Here is a 13,939-nt window from a genome sequence, read left to right as displayed (position 1 = left end):
CTTCCGCCAATGGGCGAAAGCGCATGTCATTTGCGGCGTTGGTCGGCAGCAGCGGACCCCTCTTTCGAATGGCCTTGCATCGCGCTCAAACGCGCGACAGGCCAAGTCGTATGGCTCTTGCCGGGGGCTCGTAGTAGCCCCGGGGGGTAGCCCGGTGCCGCCCGGAGGACGTCGTTGCGTAACGTGTCCCGCAGGCGCCGCACCCCGTCCCGCCACTCAAGACGCCTCTAGAGCAACGCCCCTTAAGCGGACGAGGTGGGCGTATTGTAGCAAGAGCTCTGGCGGAGGTCTAGGAATATTTTCATATGCCCGCATGAAGCGAAGCGGAATGCAAGGCGCCTTCGCTTGGACTCCCGGATTGCGCTGCGCTTCATCCGGGCTACAAATGATTTCGCTTCGCTTATCCGGGCTACAGGCTGGACTTATCGGTCCCTTCGCGCTTCCCTGAGGCCGTCTAGATTCGACCCGGGACGTTCAGTGGCTCGCCGCCGGCGCAAATCATCTCTCAAGCCTAAGCCTGGACGGCCGCAAACTGCTCCAACTCGGGAGAGCGAGGCCGAGTCCAAGCCGCGGGCGAAGCGACGGCGATGGTTGCTTGCCGGCTTAGCCTTTATTGCCGCCGTTATCGTGCTTGCCGCTGGCCTGATCTGGAAGTTCCTGCTTTGCGACCCGTGCGGCCCCACCGACCGCGCGGAGGAAAAGCTCAGCTTCGTCGGCAGCGCGACGTGCATCTCCTGCCACGCCGAGCAGGGCAGACTGTGGCACGGCTCGCAGCACGCCCACGCCATGGCGCACGCGACCGTCGACACGGTGCTCGGCGACTTCGACGATGCGACGTTCTACTATCACGGCGTCAGCTCGCGCTTGTTCAAGAAGGACGGCAAGTTCTACGTCGAGACTGATGGCACCGACGGCGCCCTCGACACCTTCGAGGTGAAGTACACGTTCGGGCTCGAGCCGTTGCAGCAATATCTCGTGGACTTCCCGGACGGCCGCGTCCAGGCGCTCACCATCGCTTGGGACAGCCGGCCGAAGGAGGAGGGTGGTCAGCGCTGGTTCCACCTCTATCCGGACGAGGACATCCGTCACGACGACCCGCTGCATTGGACCAGGCTGAACCAGAACTGGAACTTCATGTGTGCCGAGTGCCACTCGACCGGCGTTGCCAAGAATTACGATGCTGCCGCGGATCGCTTCGCCACCACCTGGGAGGAGATCAGCATCGGCTGCGAGGCTTGCCACGGCGAGGGCTCCGCCCATGTCGCCTGGGCGAAGGGCGGCGCCGAGCCCGGCGCGAAGGATGCATTGATGGGACTCCTCGCGCGCTTCGACGAGCGGTCCGGCGTCACCTGGCCGCGCGATGCGAAGACCGGTTTACCCACGCGGAGTGCGCAACCGGCGGCCTTACGTAAAGAAGTCGAGATGTGCGGGCGCTGCCATGCGCGGCGTGGGCAGATCGCCGAGGCTTGGGTGCCGGGCCGTCCGCTGTCCGATACGCACGTGGTGTCGATGTTGGCGCGCGGGCTTTACCAGCCCGACGGCCAGATGCTGGACGAGGTCTACAATTATGGCTCGTTCAAAGAGAGCAAGATGTTCGCCGCCGGCGTCACCTGTAGCGATTGTCACGACCCGCACAGCGCGAAGCTCCGCCACTCGGGCAATCAGGTCTGCCTGCAATGCCACGCGTCGAGCTACGAGACGGCAGTCCATACGCATCACGAAGGCGAAGCCGCGCCGAGCTGCGTCGCCTGCCATATGCCGGTGAAGACTTATATGGTCGTCGATCCGCGCCACGATCATTCCTTCCGTGTGCCGCGCCCCGATCTCTCCGCAAGTCTCGGCGCCAACAATGCTTGCACGGACTGCCACACGGACAAGTCGGCGGCGTGGGCGGCGACGGCGGTCGCGGAGTGGTTCGGCCCCGACCGCAAGGGCTTCCCGACCCATGGCCCGGCGTTCCACGCCGCCTGGCATGGCGGTCAGGACGCCGAACGCCTGCTGGCCGAGGTCGCGTCCGATCCCGCGGCGCCTGCCTTCGTTCGCGCCAGCGCGCTTCAGGAGCTGATCGCCCACGCCTCGCCCGAGACCGCGGCGCTCATCAAGAAAGGACTGACCGACCCCGATCCTTTGGTGCGGATCGCGGCGCTGGACCATCTCGACGCGGTGCCGCCGGCGGAACTTTGGCAAATCGTCTCGCCGCTCTTGTCCGATTCCGTTCGTGGCGTGCGCATCAAGGCCGGGTTCCTGCTTGGCGGCTACCCGCTCGGCAACCTCTCGGCCGACGAGCGTGCGCGCCTGGAGCAAGCCGAACAGGAGTTCGTCGCCGCGCAAAATCTCAATGCCGACCGGCCGGAGGCGCGGTCGCTGCTCGCTCGCTATCATGCGCGGGCCGGCCGCATGGTTGAGGCGGAGGCCGAGTATCAGGCGGCGCTCCGCTTGAGTCCCCACTTCACGCCGGCCGCCGTCAACCTCGCCGATCTCTACCGCGCGCTCGGCCGCGACAAGGACGCGGAGGTGGTGTTGCGCCAGGCGCTTCAATCCTCCCCCGACGATGGCGGCCTGCATCATGCGCTGGGGCTCGCCCTCGTGCGCCTCAAGCAACCGGACGAAGCGCTCGAAGAGCTGCGCCTCGCCGCCGAGCTCGAGCCGGATCGCGCGCGCTACGCCTATGTCTACGCCGTCGCGCTGGACTCGGCCGGACGGCGCGACGACGCCATCGCAGTGCTCAAGGCCAATGTCATGCGCCACCCGAACGACCGCGACAGCCTGCTGGCGCTCGTCAACTTCGCCAGGGCCGGCGGCGATCCCGCCACGGCACTGCATTACGCCGAGCGGCTCGCCGTGCTCGAACCGGAAAACGAAAGCGTGGCCGCACTCGTCGAGGCGCTGCGCCGCGAGGTCTCTCAGCAATGAGGCAAATAGGACTCATACCCCTTGCGCGCGAAGCAGCGTCAAGAGACCGAACAACAGGACCAGCACCGCGCCGCCCACCTCGAAGACGCGACCGACCATGCCGCGAAATCCTTCCGTCCGGGCGAGCAGCGACAGCAGCCGCTGTCGCGACAAGACCGCAATCACCGCCACTGCCGCGATGGTGACCACCATCCCCGCCGCCATCGCCGTCGTCACCGCCAGCCCCGCCGCCAACAGGCCGCGCGCCAACGCATAGCTCAGGATGAATGTGGTCAGAGGGCAGGGGACGAGCCCGGTGACGAACGCGAGCGTCCGCCCGTCGGCGGCGTCGGCGTGTGCGTGGTTCACCGCCGCGCGCCATAGCAGAAATGCGCCGATCAGCACGATCAGCACCCCGCTCGCCGTCTCGAATTGCGGCGTGCGGCCGCCGACGGCGAACACCTTGCTGATGACGGCAAAGCCGGCCAGCACGAGCAGCACGGCGAGGCCGACATGGGTGAGGGCGAGGATCGCGCCGTTGGCGATCCCGGCCATCACGCTCCCGGGCTGGCCCAAATGGTAGGAGAACAGCACGGTCTTGCCGTGCCCCGGCATCAGGGCATGGAGCGCGCCGAACAGCACCGCGGCGGCCATGGCCGCGGCGACGGCCGCTATGTTGCCTTGCGCGACGTCGCCGAGCCCGCTCGCCATGCCGCCATAGAGCCAGCGCTGGAGGGCGATGATCTCCTGCATGCCGGCGGTGTTGCACGGGGCCGCGCCCAAATCAATCGCGGGGCAAGCGCCCCGCGAGATCAGGTAGTGCGATGGACGAAACTAGGGCCTAGCGGAACGGGCCGCGCATGTAAGCGGGCGCTGGCTGGCTGATCCCAGGCGCCGGGATCGGAATCGAATTCCCGTAGTCGGAGACGTGGCTGCTGTCGGTGCTGGTGCTGCTGCTGTAGGGCATAGCCAGCGAGTAGCCGTCGAACTTGGGCAGCGTGTAGGTCCCGTTCAAACCATAGAATTCGGCCGCACTTCCGGGGACCTTCTCGCCTTCGCCTTGAATTTCGAACGCGCTCGCGCTGGCCGGCAGCAAAGCCAGCCCGGCGGCGCCGCAAAGCACCAGGACGAGACCGCGATATTTCATCTTTCCCTCTAAGTCCGCTTTTCCCGTAGGCCAATCCTAGCGTGATTTGGCGGGGGAGGCCAGAGCGTGATCGCAGATCATCCCCGTCGACGATCGACCGTGGCCCGTCCGCAACAGTCGGCAAGATATGACGTTTAGCCGGGCAAAAGGCCTGTCTGTTCCGCTGAAACCCCGGCGCTGCTACAAGCGGTGCCGCCATGGCCCCCCGCCTCCTCTACGTCGTCACCGAAGACTGGTATTTCCTGTCGCACCGGCTGCCAATGGCCCGGGCGGCCAAGGCGGCTGGCTATGAGATCCATGTCGCCACCAGGATCAAGGACGCCGGCGCGGCGATCGCGAAGGAGGGCTTCACCCCCCATGCGCTCTCCTGGAGCCGCGGCAGCCTCTCGTTGGGCGACAGCCTGTCTGCCATCCGTGAGCTGAGAGGTCTCTTCCGCAGCCTCGGCCCGGCCCTCGTCCACAATGTCTCGCTGAAGCCTGTCGTGCTGGGATCGGCGGCGAGCCTTGGCCTCCCGCCCGTCGTGGTCAACAGCCTCACCGGCGTCGGCTCGCTGTTCATCGGCGAGGCGCGGGTGAGCGGGCTCGCGCGGCGCGCCGTCCGCTTCGCCCTCGGCAGCCTCCTTCGCCGCGACAAGAGTTGGACCGTGGTGCAGAACCCCGACGACCGCGCCTTCGTGCTGGAGCTAGGGGTCCCGCCCGAGCATGTGGTGACCATCAGAGGGTCCGGCGTCGACACCGAGCGCCTCGTGCCGCTGCCCGAGCCGCCGCCGCCAATCACCGCGGCCTATGTCGGGCGCATGCTTGCCGACAAGGGCGTGATGACCCTGATCGACGCCTTCGCGCTCCTCGCCAAACGCGGCGTCGCCATGCGGCTGCTGCTCGCCGGCGACACCGACAAGGAGAACCCTGGCTCGCTCGCGCCGGAGCAGCTGCGCGAGTTCGCCAGCGCCTTCGGCATCCAATGGCTGGGCCATGTCGCCGATATCCGAGAGGTGTGGCGGCAAGCGCATTTCGCCGTGCTCGCCTCGCGCCGCGAGGGGCTGCCCAAGAGCCTGCTCGAAGCGGCGGCCTGCGGGCGTGCCATGGTGGCGACCGACGCGCCCGGCTGCCGCGAGATCGCCATCGCCGGCGAGACGGCGCTCACCGTGCCGGTCGACGACATCGAGGCTTTGGCCGACGCCATGGGACGCATGGCGGAGGATGCGAGACTGCGCGAGCGGTTCGGCAAGGCGGCGCGCCGCCTGGTCGAGGCGGAATTCTCCGCCGAAGCGATCGGGCGGCAGACGGTGGCGCTCTACGACCGGCTGACCGGCCGCTAGGCCGCGGCGCCGTTCTCGGCGCGCATCATGCGGATGATGCCGGCATGGGTCTCGACGTGGGGACGCCAGCCGGTCGCCATCAGCTTCGAGACATCGACGACAAACTCACCCGAGACGCGCTCCCAGTCCGCCTCGCGGCCGACCGACTTCAAAATACGCCGCACCGCGCCGGCGGGAACCTTCACGAGATGCGGCGGCCGGCCGAGTCCTTCGCGCATGGCGGCGACGAGATCGGCGACGGTGATCGGCTCGGCGTCGGCCACGAGATAGGTCTCGCCAAGCGCCTCCTCCGTGTCGAGCACGTGGGTGACCGCCGTGACGAAATTATCGAGGGCGAGCAGCGAGCGGCGATTGTCGAGCGCGCCGAAGGGAAGCGGCATCGGCGTCTTGGCGAGCGTGGCAAGCGCGGCGATGTTGCCCTTGACGCCCTTGCCGTAAAGGACGGCAGGACGGAGCACGGTGTAGCGGGCGCCACTTGCCGCAAGCAGCCGCTCGGCGTCAAGCTTGGAGCGACCATAGGCGTCGGTCGGTTCGGGTTCATCCGACTCGGTGATGGCGCGGTCCGCCGAAAGGCCGGCCTGCGCGCGCACCGACGAGACGAACACGAGGCGCTCCACTTTACTGCGCGCCTGCTCGGCGAGTTCGCCCACCGCCTCGGCGTTGATGCGGGTGTACGCGTCGTCGGGCAGAGTGCCCGGCGCATGCGCGATGCCGGCGAGATGCACGACCTCAGTCACGCCGTCGAGGAGGGGCGACCAGTCCACAGGACGCGCCAGGTCGGGCAGGGCCACGCGCTCCACCTCGCCCACGGCGATGATGGCGGAGGGATCGCGCGCCGCGGCGCGCACGGCGAAGCCTTGCTTGGAGAGCGCGGTGGTCAGCTTCTTGCCGATGAAGCCGGTGGCGCCGGTGATGAGCACGCGGCGCGCCATTCACCGCCCCCGCGAGAAGTTGAACAGCACAAAAACCGTGGCCCCGGCGCCGAGCGCGAGCAGCAGACAATCTGCGGCCAGCGACTTGGCGAGCGCCGCGGCAATGGCAAGAACCATGAGCAGAAGCCCGAGCGCGAACACCCGCGCCGTGACCTGCGGCGCGGCCAGCCCGAGCGCCGCCGCCCGCTGATAGAAATGCCGCCGGTGCCCCGACAGGATGGGTTCCCCGTCGAGCATGCGGCGGCAGAGCGTGATCATGGAGTCGGCGAGGCTGTAGAGCGCGAGCAAGAGGCCGGACACGAGATGGGCCTCGGCCACGTAGATGAGCAGATAGGCGAGGCAGAGCCCGATCGGCAGGCTGCCTGCGTCGCCGAGAAACACCTGCGCGGGATGTTTGTTGAAGACGGCAAAGCCGAGCATGGCGCCGAGCAAAGCGAGCGCCAGAAGCCCAATGCTCGGTGGCACCACGCCGAGGCTTTGCAGGATCGCGACCCCAAGGGCCATCGGCACGACCTGCGCCACCGTCATCCAGTCGAGGCCGTCGAGGAAATTAATGGCGTTCACGAACCACACCACGCCGAGCACCATCAGCACCCGCTCCAAGCCAAGCGGCAGAAACTCGATGAGGCGAAAGCCGGAAGGAAGGGTGAGGACGACGAGAAGCGCTGCGAGCGTTTGGCCGATGAACCGCCACGACACCGGCAGCGCACGCGCATCGTCGAGCCCACCGAGCACGGTGAGGAAGGCAATGCCGGCCAGCACGGGCAAGAGGCTCGGCGGGGGAGGCGCCACACCCAGCAATAGTGCCCCGCCGCACATGACGAGCAGTGCCGCCATGACGGCAAGGCCCGCGCCTTGCGGCGTGGCGGTAGAGTGCGACGAGAGGGAATTGGGACGGGCGAGCAGATAGCGGACCAGAAGCGGCTTCAGGAGCAAGATCAGCCCGGCGCTGAGCCCGGCGCTGCCCGCCACCACGGCGACCCAAGAGACGACGGCTTCCGGCATTTAGTGAAGCGTGCGCGAGACCGGCTGCCACTCGTCCTTGGCGGTGACCGCGATGACGGCGCTTGCCGGCACATAGCCTTCCACCGTGGCGCGCAGCATTTCTTGAAGCTCGCCCACGTCGACCCGCTGGATCGCGTCCTCGAGGCGTTCGAGCGCGGCGATGAGATCGTCATAGGGCAGGATCGGCTCGGAGTTCTTGAAGATGCGCGGATGGTTGGTGCCGGTCGTGTTCTCGCCGATCAAAAGCTCCTCGTAGAGCTTCTCGCCGCGCCGCAAGCCGACATAATCGACGGCGATGTCGCCGTCGGGATGCTCCTCATCGCGGACTTCGAGGCCGGACAGGCGGATCATGGTGCGGGCGAGGTCGTCGATCTTGACCGGCGTGCCCATCTCCAGCACGAACACCTCGCCGCCCGTCGCCATGGCGCCCGCCTGGATCACGAGCTGGGCCGCCTCCGGCATCGACATGAAGTAGCGGACCACCTCGGGATGGGTGACGGTGACCGGGCCGCCCGATTTGATCTGGCTGCGGAACAACCTGACCACGGAGCCGGAGGAATCGAGCACGTTGCCGAACCGAACCATGGTGAAGATCGTGGCCGCGCCTTCCTGCGCCAGAGCCTGGAGGATCAGCTCGGCGAGGCGCTTGCTGGCGCCCATGATGTTGGTCGGACGCACCGCCTTGTCGCTCGATACGAGCACGAAGCGCTCGACGCCAAGCTCCTTGGCCGCCTCGGCCACGACGAGCGTGCCGAACGTGTTGTTCTGGAGTCCGGCGAACGGGTTCACCTCGACGATGGGCACATGCTTGTAGGCGGCGGCGTGATAAATCACCTCGACGCCCTGCTCCTCGATGGTGCGGGCGACAAGTTTACGGTCGAGCACGGAGCCGAGCACTTGAACCACAGTGGTCTCGGCCGGCCGGTCTCCGGCTTCCTTTTGCCGCCGCCGCTGCATTTCCTCGATTTCCATGGAAATATCATAGAGGGCGACTTCCGAGAGATCGAATAGGACGAGGGTCTTCGGCCCGAGCCGCAACAATTGGCGGGTCAGCTCCGAGCCGATCGAGCCGCCGGCCCCGGTGATCATCACGACTTTGCCGCTTACCTGAGCGGTCAGAAGCTCGAGGTCCGGCGTGACCGGGTCGCGACCCAGCAAGTCCTCCACGTCGATGGGGCGAAGGTCGCTGACCTCGACCTTGCCCGAGGCGATCTCCTCGAGCGCCGGCAAGGTCTTCACCACCACGGGATAAGCTTCGAGCGCCCGGATCGCCACGCGCCGCTCGCCGCGGAGCGCCGAAGGCGTGGCGAGCAGCACCTCTTTCACGTTCTCCTCGGCGATGAGCTTGCCGATCTTCTCGGGCCGGACCACCTTCACGCCGTGCACGACCTGGCCGGCCAGCGACGGATTGGCGTCGATGAAGGCGACCGTGCGGTAGGAGTCGGTCTCGTTCAGCGCGCGCAACAGCTGGATGCCGATCGTGCTCGCACCATAGATAATGACGTTCTTCCGCTCGTCGAAGCTCAGCGGCTTATGTTGAGGCGCAGCCTTCAGCAGGAGGGAGCCCGCCCATTGCCGGCTGAGGCGGATGAGACCAGCGGCGATCAGGGCATAGATCACCACCACCGAGCGCGGTTGCCCTTGGATGCCGCTCATCAACACCACGAGCGCCCACAGCACGGCGGCGATGGCCACGGCGGTATAGATGCGCGTGGTGCCTTCCGGGCCGATAAACCGGGTGACGAGCTTGTAGAGCCCGCGCCAATGGAACACCAGGACGCCGACCACGGGCGCCGCCAGCATGAGAAGGAAGACCCCGAACGTCTCCGGCACGTAGAGTTGGCTGAGGCGCAACGAATAAGCGGCCCACAACGAGATGCCGAGCATCGTGAAGTCGTTCACGATCAAGAGCGTCCGCTTGAACCAGCGTGGGCGCTCGATCAGCCAAACGGCTAGCGACATGGTGGCCGACCCTGCACCGGACCTAAGTCCGCCCCAAATAGATCATGCACATAGGAAGTGTGCGTTGAACCATAGCGGAAGCCTTTGGCAAACGGAAGCAATGGGATAGGGCCCCCGGGGCCGGCAGCGAGGCTTGAGGTCGCGTGGTCCGGGATGTAGCACTCCAGGCGTGACGAGGGAAATGGCCAATCGGGTCGCAGTTGGGGTGGGCGCCGTGGCGCTCGCCGCCTGTCTGCTGCTCCAGCCCACCGACGCGAGGGCGGAGGAGGCGCCGGTCGCGCTCGTCACGCCGCTTGTCTATGGCACCCATTTACCCGGACTCGGCAAGCCTGCCGCCGCGCTCGCCAAGGCGATCAAGGAGCGCTCGGGAGGCGACGTCGTCCTCGACTTGAAGGAACCCGGCGACGGCACCAAGCCGCACGAGATCCTCGACAAAGTGGCGGACGGAACGGTCGACGCCGGAATCGCCACGGCGAGCTTCTGGGCGGCGAAAGTGCCGGCGGCGAGCCTGTTCGCAGGCTACCCCTTCGGGCCCGACGCCAAGGTCTATCTCGCCTGGTTCGACAAGGGCAACGGCCGCAAGCTCTATCAGGAAATGTACGACCATGCCGGCATCAAGGTGCATGTCATTCCATGTGCCTTCGGCGGCGCCGAGGCAGGCGGCTGGTTCGTCAAGGAGATCAACGCCAAGAAGGATCTCGAAGGCCTGCGCATGCGCATCTTCGGGCTCGGCGCGCGGGTCGCCGCGCGGCTCGGCGTGGTCCCCGTGCTCGTGGCCGGCGGCGCTCTGGCTGAGGCCTTCAAGAAAGGCAAGATCGACGCCGCCGAGCTTTACACGCCCGCGGTCGATCGCGAGCAAGGCCTGCAGGATACGGTGAAGATCATTTACATGCCCGGCTGGCACCAGCCCGAGACGGTGCTCGAGCTGCTGATCAACAAGGATCGCTGGAACGCGCTCGGCACCGCGCGGCAGGAGGCGATCGAGGCGGCATGCAGGGACATGCTGCGCACCACGCTTGGCGAGAGCGCCGGCCTGCAAGCCGAAGCGCTCGCCAGCCTTTCGACCAAGGATGGCGTCCGCATTCTCGATTGGCCGGACCAGGTCATCGAGGCGTTGCGTGAGGCCTGGGCCGGGATCGCCAAGGAGGAGGGCGCACGCGACTATTTCTTCAAGGAAGTTCTCGACGATATCGAGAAGTTCCAGTCCACTTCCTCAGGCGCGGCGGAACCGCCGGCTTCGCCGGAACCGGACGCCGCGCCGTGAGGTGGCGCTGCTACTGCTGCGTCTTCAGATAGGCGATGACGTTCGCGCGCTCGTCCGCGTCAGGCACGCCCTGAAAGGCGAGCGACATGGGCGAGTCCGGCAACAGCGCCTTCGGATCGGCGATGAACTTGTCGATGTTGTCCTCGGTCCACGTATAGCCGTCATCGCCGAGCTTTTTCATGCCTGCCGAATAGGTGAAGTCGGGAAAGGCTCCAGCCTTCCGCCCGATCACGCCGTTCAGCGGGGGGCCGACGACGATTTGGGCGTCCGGTCCGACCTGGTGGCAGATGGCGCATTTGGCGAACGCCTCTTTGCCCTTCTCGGCATCGCCGGCGGCAGGAGCAGGACCCACCAACGCAACCAGCGTGCCGGCACCGACCAGCCCTAAAAGCGCAAGTTTCCTCATCTCAGTCCTCCTCAAACAATGCCCAAGAAGCGCTGCGGCGCTTGCCTTGGACAGCCCAGTGTTCGTAGGACGCCCCGGCCGATTTTATCAGAGGCCGATGACGCCCTCAAAAGCAGCTCCCTCGTGTCCTTGGTAACGCGTAAAGGGCAGCGGGCGTTGCAAAAGAGCCATTTTGGGACCGCCCAAGCGGCGGATATTGCCCACTCCCTTCGCCCATGCGAAAGACTAGCGGAAGCTCGTCCTGCCAACGCCACTCGGACGGTCTTGGAGCCTTTGATGTCGACACTGACCCTTCCCGACCCGGACCGCGCCGTCCTTGCGCGCCGGAACGACATCGTGCGGCAGCTCAAGCGGCTGGTCCCCGAGGCGATCCTGATCACCGATCTTGAGGGGCGCCGCACCTTCGAGACCGACGCGTTGACGGCTTATCGTCGCGTGCCGCTCGCCGTCGTGCTGCCCGGAACCACGGAAGAGGTGAGCGCTGTCCTGCGCTTCTGCCACGACAATCACGTCAAGGTGGTGCCGCGCGGCGCCGGCACGTCGCTGTCGGGCGGCGCGCTGCCGCTCGAAGATTCGGTCGTGCTTTGCTTGTCGCGCATGAACAAGGTGCTGGAAATTGACACGGCGAATCGCGTGGCGCGGGTCGAGGCCGGCATCACCAACGTCGCGGTGACCGAGGCGGCCTCCGGCAACGGCTTCTTTTATGCGCCCGACCCATCGAGCCAGATTGCCTGCACCGTGGGCGGCAACGTCGCCACCAATTCAGGCGGTGCGCATTGCCTCAAATACGGCGTGACCGTGAACAACGTGCTCGGCGTCCGCATGGTGATGATGGACGGCGAGGTCGTCGACTTCGGCGGCACCCATCTCGAAGCGCCGGGCTACGACGTCCTGCCCCTGATCGTCGGCTCCGAGGGCCAGCTTGGCGTCGTCACCGAGGTGACCGTTCGCCTGCTCAAGGCACCCGAAGGATCGCGCCCCATTCTGCTCGGCTTCGACTCAACCGATGCCGCCGCCTCTTGCGTCGCCGCCATCATCGCCGCAGGCATCGTCCCCGTAGCCATCGAGTTCATGGACCGCCCGGCGATCCATGTCTGCGAGCATTTCGTGGCGGCCGGCTATCCTCTCGACGCGGAGGCGCTGCTCATCGTCGAGGTCGAGGGGTCGGAGGATGAGATCGAGTATCTACTCGAAAAGGTCGAGGACATCGCCAGGGACTTTTTCCCCAGCAGCGTGCGCCGCAGCCAGAGCGCGGCGGAGAGCGCAGCCATCTGGAAGGGTCGCAAGGCGGCGTTCGGCGCCATCGGCCAACTGTCCGACTATTACTGCATGGACGGCGTCATCCCGCTGTCCAAGCTGTCGAAGGCGCTCGACGAAATCGGCTGGATCTGCCGGAAATACCGCTTCGACGTCGCCAATATCTTCCATGCCGGCGACGGCAATCTCCATCCGCTCATTCTCTATAACGCCAACGACTCGATCCAGCTCGAGCGCGTGGAATTGTGTGGCGCGGAAATCTTGAAGCTCTGCGTCGAGCTCGGCGGTTGCCTCACCGGCGAGCATGGCGTCGGCATCGAGAAGCGCGAGCTGATGTACCTGCAGTATTCCGACGAGGACATTGATCAGCAGGTGCGCATCAAGGAAGCGTTCGACCCTTCTTGGCTGCTCAATCCCGGCAAGGTGTTCCCCATCGAGGGGCGCGACGCCCGCAAGATGCGCGGGCTTGACATGCACGGGATCGAGCCCGAACCGGCGGAAGGACACCACGCGCCGTGACCGTTCACATGCGCCTCGGGTTCCACGCTCCGGAGACTGGAGCCGAGCTTGCCGGCCTCGTCGCCGAGGCGGCCGATACCCGCACGCCGCTCGAAGTGATGGGTCGCGGCACCAAGCGCGAGGTGGGGCTGCCGGTGGGCTCAGGCGCCGTGGTCAGCACCGAGAACATGGTCGGCGTGGCCCTCTACGAGCCGACCGAGCTTGCCCTCGTGGTGCAAGCTGGAACGACCATCGGCCAAATCGAAGCCCTGCTTGCGGAGAATGACCAGGAGCTGCCCTTCGAGCCGGTCGATCTCGGGCCGGTCCTCGGCTATGGGCCAGGCGAGGCAACGATCGGCGGCGTCATCGCCACCAATCTATCGGGCAGCCGGCGCATTCTCAAAGGCTCGGCTCGCGACCATGTGCTCGGCGTGCACGCCGTCAACGGCCGCGGCGAACAGATCAAGGCCGGCGGCCGGGTGATGAAGAATGTCACCGGCTACGATCTAGGCCGCGCCCTCGCCGGTTCGTGGGGCACGCTGGCGATCATGACCGAAATTTCGCTGAAAGTGCTGCCCGCCCAGCGTGAGGCCCGCACCGTCGTCTTCTTCGGCCTGACCGATCAAACCGCCGTCGAGGCGCTGTGCATCGCCATGGGCACGCCGTTCGAGGTATCCGGCACCGTGCACATGCACGCGGAGCTTGCCGCGCACCTTTCCGATGAGGACATCGCCACCGCCGAGGCCTCGGTTACGGCGATCAGGGTCGAGAATTTTCCCGCTTCGGCCCGCTACCGGGCGAGCCGTCTCACCCAGACCCTGCTAGCCTATAGCCCCGCGCTCGAACTCGATCAGGAGCGGAGCAAGATGTTCTGGAACGAGGTCCGCACCCTCAAGATGTTCCAAGGCAAGCCGAATCCGTTGTGGCGCGTGTCCACCATCCCATCCTGCGCGGCGAAGCTGATCGGCAATCTCTCGCGCAAGATGGAGGTCCGTGCCGTCTATGACTGGTCCGGCGGCCTGATCTGGATCGAGACGCCGCCGCTCACCGACGGCGGCGCGGTCGACATCCGCCGCACCCTTGCCGAATTCGGCGGTCATGCCACCCTGATCCGCGCCGAGGACGCGACCAGGGCGGGCATCGACGTGTTCCAGCCGCTCGACCCGCCGATCGCGGCGCTGTCGGCCAAGCTTAAGCACGCGTTCGATCCGCTCGGCATTCTCAATCCGGGCCGGATGTACCGGGATATGTAGGGCA

11 protein-coding genes are annotated in these 13,939 nt (G+C 66.4%); 5 read left to right on the top strand and 6 right to left on the bottom strand.

Annotation, left to right across the window (positions count from 1 at the left end; genetic code table 11):
• The first annotated feature begins 591 nt into the window (after positions 1-591).
• The gene (locus tag ACRECX_RS02775; protein ID WP_431557291.1) at positions 592-2,913 is read left to right on the top strand and encodes a tetratricopeptide repeat protein; all 2,322 of its coding nucleotides are present in this window, start codon (positions 592-594) and stop codon (positions 2,911-2,913) included.
• Between the two features lie 12 nt (positions 2,914-2,925).
• Here the strand turns inward: ACRECX_RS02775 and ACRECX_RS02770 are convergent, their stop codons facing one another.
• Both ACRECX_RS02770 and ACRECX_RS02765 read right to left on the bottom strand, forming a co-directional pair.
• Entirely contained in the window at positions 2,926-3,645 is a 720-nt protein-coding gene (locus ACRECX_RS02770; protein ID WP_431557290.1) for a hypothetical protein, read from the bottom strand.
• Positions 3,646-3,733: 88 nt separating this feature from the next.
• The gene (locus ACRECX_RS02765) at positions 3,734-4,039 is read right to left on the bottom strand and encodes a hypothetical protein (RefSeq protein ID WP_431557289.1); all 306 of its coding nucleotides are present in this window, start codon (positions 4,037-4,039) and stop codon (positions 3,734-3,736) included.
• 197 nt (positions 4,040-4,236) lie between these two features.
• On the opposite strand from ACRECX_RS02765, the gene ACRECX_RS02760 reads away from it, so the two are divergent.
• Positions 4,237-5,358: a glycosyltransferase family 4 protein gene (locus tag ACRECX_RS02760; RefSeq protein ID WP_431557288.1), complete on the top strand. Its 1,122-nt coding sequence runs from the start codon at positions 4,237-4,239 to the stop codon at positions 5,356-5,358.
• On the opposite strand, the gene ACRECX_RS02755 is transcribed toward ACRECX_RS02760, so the two are convergent.
• Genes ACRECX_RS02755 through ACRECX_RS02745 form a run of 3 tightly spaced genes read right to left on the bottom strand, consistent with a single transcriptional unit; the run spans position 5,355 to position 9,257 of the window.
• On the bottom strand, positions 5,355-6,290 hold the full coding sequence (locus tag ACRECX_RS02755) for an NAD-dependent epimerase/dehydratase family protein (RefSeq protein ID WP_431557287.1): 936 nt from the start codon (positions 6,288-6,290) through the stop codon (positions 5,355-5,357). The genes ACRECX_RS02760 and ACRECX_RS02755 overlap by 4 nt on opposite strands.
• A complete protein-coding gene (locus ACRECX_RS02750) occupies positions 6,291-7,295 on the bottom strand; it encodes a glycosyl transferase (protein WP_431557286.1) in 1,005 nt (334 codons plus the stop codon).
• The gene (locus tag ACRECX_RS02745; RefSeq protein WP_431557285.1) at positions 7,296-9,257 is read right to left on the bottom strand and encodes a polysaccharide biosynthesis protein; all 1,962 of its coding nucleotides are present in this window, start codon (positions 9,255-9,257) and stop codon (positions 7,296-7,298) included.
• 181 nt (positions 9,258-9,438) lie between these two features.
• On the opposite strand from ACRECX_RS02745, the gene ACRECX_RS02740 reads away from it, so the two are divergent.
• Positions 9,439-10,521: a TRAP transporter substrate-binding protein gene (locus ACRECX_RS02740; protein WP_431557284.1), complete on the top strand. Its 1,083-nt coding sequence runs from the start codon at positions 9,439-9,441 to the stop codon at positions 10,519-10,521.
• A gap of 10 nt (positions 10,522-10,531) precedes the next feature.
• On the opposite strand, the gene ACRECX_RS02735 is transcribed toward ACRECX_RS02740, so the two are convergent.
• Complete coding sequence (locus ACRECX_RS02735) at positions 10,532-10,927, bottom strand: c-type cytochrome (RefSeq protein ID WP_431557283.1); 396 nt, start codon at positions 10,925-10,927, stop codon at positions 10,532-10,534.
• Positions 10,928-11,203: 276 nt separating this feature from the next.
• Here ACRECX_RS02735 and ACRECX_RS02730 point away from each other — a divergent pair, with 276 nt between their 5' ends.
• Positions 11,204-12,703 (top strand): FAD-binding oxidoreductase, encoded by a 1,500-nt coding sequence (locus ACRECX_RS02730; protein WP_431557282.1) that lies wholly within the window; start codon positions 11,204-11,206, stop codon positions 12,701-12,703.
• Positions 12,700-13,935, top strand: a complete 1,236-nt coding sequence (gene glcE / locus ACRECX_RS02725) for a glycolate oxidase subunit GlcE (RefSeq protein WP_431557281.1) — start codon at positions 12,700-12,702, stop codon at positions 13,933-13,935. The genes ACRECX_RS02730 and glcE overlap by 4 nt, the downstream gene beginning before the upstream one ends.
• Positions 13,936-13,939: the final 4 nt, after the last annotated feature.

The sequence above is a fragment of the Methyloceanibacter sp. genome (genome assembly GCF_050726195.1).
In the GTDB taxonomy this organism is placed as follows: domain Bacteria; phylum Pseudomonadota; class Alphaproteobacteria; order Rhizobiales; family Methyloligellaceae; genus Methyloceanibacter.
This window is presented reverse-complemented; position numbering and strand designations above follow the sequence as displayed.

What these genes read in the sequence shown, in the direction of transcription:
- ACRECX_RS02770 (WP_431557290.1), bottom strand. Translation starts at nt 3,645, where the DNA reads ATGCAGGAGATCATCGCCCTCCAGCGCTGGCTCTATGGCGGCATGGCG.
- ACRECX_RS02765 (WP_431557289.1), bottom strand. Translation starts at nt 4,039, where the DNA reads ATGAAATATCGCGGTCTCGTCCTGGTGCTTTGCGGCGCCGCCGGGCTG.
- ACRECX_RS02760 (WP_431557288.1), top strand. Translation starts at nt 4,237, where the DNA reads ATGGCCCCCCGCCTCCTCTACGTCGTCACCGAAGACTGGTATTTCCTG.
- ACRECX_RS02755 (WP_431557287.1), bottom strand. Translation starts at nt 6,290, where the DNA reads ATGGCGCGCCGCGTGCTCATCACCGGCGCCACCGGCTTCATCGGCAAG.
- ACRECX_RS02750 (WP_431557286.1), bottom strand. Translation starts at nt 7,295, where the DNA reads ATGCCGGAAGCCGTCGTCTCTTGGGTCGCCGTGGTGGCGGGCAGCGCC.
- ACRECX_RS02745 (WP_431557285.1), bottom strand. Translation starts at nt 9,257, where the DNA reads ATGTCGCTAGCCGTTTGGCTGATCGAGCGCCCACGCTGGTTCAAGCGG.
- ACRECX_RS02740 (WP_431557284.1), top strand. Translation starts at nt 9,439, where the DNA reads ATGGCCAATCGGGTCGCAGTTGGGGTGGGCGCCGTGGCGCTCGCCGCC.
- ACRECX_RS02735 (WP_431557283.1), bottom strand. Translation starts at nt 10,927, where the DNA reads ATGAGGAAACTTGCGCTTTTAGGGCTGGTCGGTGCCGGCACGCTGGTT.
- ACRECX_RS02730 (WP_431557282.1), top strand. Translation starts at nt 11,204, where the DNA reads ATGTCGACACTGACCCTTCCCGACCCGGACCGCGCCGTCCTTGCGCGC.